We start from the raw sequence: 3,054 nt of genomic DNA, 5'->3' as shown, positions 1-3,054 counted from the left end.
AAGCAAGATATTCACTGAGTTTTAACGCTTAGTTTATGTGATTCTCTTTTTAATTTTTAAGAGGAAAAGAAGCTTGGAGAAATCCAAAGCGGAATTTTCCAAATGGTTAAGTTAGAAAGGGCGCACGGTGGATGCCTTGGCACTAGGAGCCGATGAAGGACGGTACTAACACCGATATGCTTCGGGGAGCTGTAAGTAAGCTTTGATCCGGAGATTTCCGAATGGGGAAACCCACTGTTTGTAATGGGACAGTATTCATACTTGAATTCATAGAGTATGAAAGGCAGACCCGGGGAACTGAAACATCTAAGTACCCGGAGGAAGAGAAAGCAAACGCGATTCCCTGAGTAGCGGCGAGCGAAACGGGAACAGCCCAAACCAGGAGGCTTGCCTCCTGGGGTTGTAGGACACTCTATACGGAGTTACAAAGGAACGGAGTAAATGAAGAGGTCTGGAAAGGCCCGTCAAAGAAGGTAACAACCCTGTAGTTGAAACTTCGTTCCCTCCAGAGTGGATCCTGAGTACGGCGGAACACGTGAAATTCCGTCGGAAGCAGGGAGGACCATCTCCCAAGGCTAAATACTCCCTAGTGACCGATAGTGAACCAGTACCGTGAGGGAAAGGTGAAAAGCACCCCGGAAGGGGAGTGAAAGAGATCCTGAAACCGTGTGCCTACAAGTAGTCAGAGCCCGTTAATGGGTGATGGCGTGCCTTTTGTAGAATGAACCGGCGAGTTACGATCCCGTGCAAGGTTAAGTCGATGAGACGGAGCCGCAGCGAAAGCGAGTCTGAATAGGGCGAATAAGTACGTGGTCGTAGACCCGAAACCAGGTGATCTACCCATGTCCAGGGTGAAGTTCAGGTAACACTGAATGGAGGCCCGAACCCACGCACGTTGAAAAGTGCGGGGATGAGGTGTGGGTAGCGGAGAAATTCCAATCGAACCTGGAGATAGCTGGTTCTCTCCGAAATAGCTTTAGGGCTAGCCTCATGCGTAAGAGTCTTGGAGGTAGAGCACTGATTGGACTAGGGGCCCCCATCGGGTTACCGAATTCAGTCAAACTCCGAATGCCAAAGACTTATCCATGGGAGTCAGACTGCGAGTGATAAGATCCGTAGTCAAGAGGGAAACAGCCCAGACCACCAGCTAAGGTCCCAAAGTATACGTTAAGTGGAAAAGGATGTGGAGTTGCTTAGACAACCAGGATGTTGGCTTAGAAGCAGCCACCATTTAAAGAGTGCGTAATAGCTCACTGGTCGAGTGACTCTGCGCCGAAAATGTACCGGGGCTAAACGTATCACCGAAGCTGTGGAATGTTCTTACGAACATTGGTAGGAGAGCGTTCTAAGGGCTGAGAAGCCAGACCGTAAGGACTGGTGGAGCGCTTAGAAGTGAGAATGCCGGTATGAGTAGCGAAAGAGGGGTGAGAATCCCCTCCACCGAATGTCTAAGGTTTCCTGAGGTAGGCTCGTCCGCTCAGGGTTAGTCGGGACCTAAGCCGAGGCCGAAAGGCGTAGGCGATGGATAACAGGTTGATATTCCTGTACCACCTCCTTACCATTTGAGCAATGGGGGGACGCAGGAGGATAGGGCAAGCGCGCTGCTGGATATGCGCGTCCAAGCAGTTAGGCTGACAAGCAGGCAAATCCGCTTGTCATAAGGCTGAGCTGTGATGGCGAGGGAAATATAGTACCGAAGTTCCTGATTCCACACTGCCAAGAAAAGCCTCTAGCGAGGTAAGAGGTGCCCGTACCGCAAACCGACACAGGTAGACGAGGAGAGAATCCTAAGGTGAGCGAGCGAACTCTCGTTAAGGAACTCGGCAAAATGACCCCGTAACTTCGGGAGAAGGGGTGCTTTTTAGGGTTAATAGCCCGGAAAAGCCGCAGTGAATAGGCCCAGGCGACTGTTTAGCAAAAACACAGGTCTCTGCGAAGCCGCAAGGCGAAGTATAGGGGCTGACGCCTGCCCGGTGCTGGAAGGTTAAGGGGAGAGGTTAGCGCAAGCGAAGCTTTGAACTGAAGCCCCAGTAAACGGCGGCCGTAACTATAACGGTCCTAAGGTAGCGAAATTCCTTGTCGGGTAAGTTCCGACCCGCACGAAAGGCGTAACGATCTGGGCACTGTCTCAACGAGAGACTCGGTGAAATTATAGTACCTGTGAAGATGCAGGTTACCCGCGACAGGACGGAAAGACCCCGTGGAGCTTTACTGTAGCCTGATATTGAATTTTGGTACAGCTTGTACAGGATAGGTAGGAGCCTTGGAAGCCGGAGCGCCAGCTTCGGTGGAGGCATTGGTGGGATACTACCCTGGCTGTATTGAAATTCTAACCCGCAGCCCTTATCGGGCTGGGAGACAGTGTCAGGTGGGCAGTTTGACTGGGGCGGTCGCCTCCTAAAATGTAACGGAGGCGCCCAAAGGTTCCCTCAGAATGGTTGGAAATCATTCGCAGAGTGTAAAGGCACAAGGGAGCTTGACTGCGAGACCTACAAGTCGAGCAGGGACGAAAGTCGGGCTTAGTGATCCGGTGGTTCCGCATGGAAGGGCCATCGCTCAACGGATAAAAGCTACCCCGGGGATAACAGGCTTATCTCCCCCAAGAGTCCACATCGACGGGGAGGTTTGGCACCTCGATGTCGGCTCATCGCATCCTGGGGCTGTAGTCGGTCCCAAGGGTTGGGCTGTTCGCCCATTAAAGCGGTACGCGAGCTGGGTTCAGAACGTCGTGAGACAGTTCGGTCCCTATCCGTCGTGGGCGCAGGAAATTTGAGAGGAGCTGTCCTTAGTACGAGAGGACCGGGATGGACGCACCGCTGGTGTACCAGTTGTTCTGCCAAGAGCATCGCTGGGTAGCTATGTGCGGAAGGGATAAGTGCTGAAAGCATCTAAGCATGAAGCCCCCCTCAAGATGAGATTTCCCATCACTTTATGTGAGTAAGATCCCTGAAAGATGATCAGGTTGATAGGTTCGAGGTGGAAGCGTGGTGACATGTGGAGCTGACGAATACTAATCGATCGAGGACTTAACCTATATATGATATAGGCATAAAC

The 3,054-nt window shown here is 51.9% G+C and carries 1 rRNA gene; it reads left to right on the top strand.

Going from position 1 to position 3,054, the window contains the following annotated elements:
• Positions 1-104: 104 nt before the first annotated feature.
• A 23S ribosomal RNA gene (locus GJU40_RS20315) occupies positions 105-3,034 on the top strand.
• The last annotated feature ends 20 nt before the right edge of the window (positions 3,035-3,054 follow it).

It is taken from the genome of Metabacillus lacus (assembly GCF_009674805.1).
Lineage (GTDB): Bacteria > Bacillota > Bacilli > Bacillales > Bacillaceae > Metabacillus_C > Metabacillus_C lacus.
The sequence above is the reverse complement of the archived record's forward strand: the minus strand, read 5'-3'. Positions and strand labels throughout refer to the sequence as shown.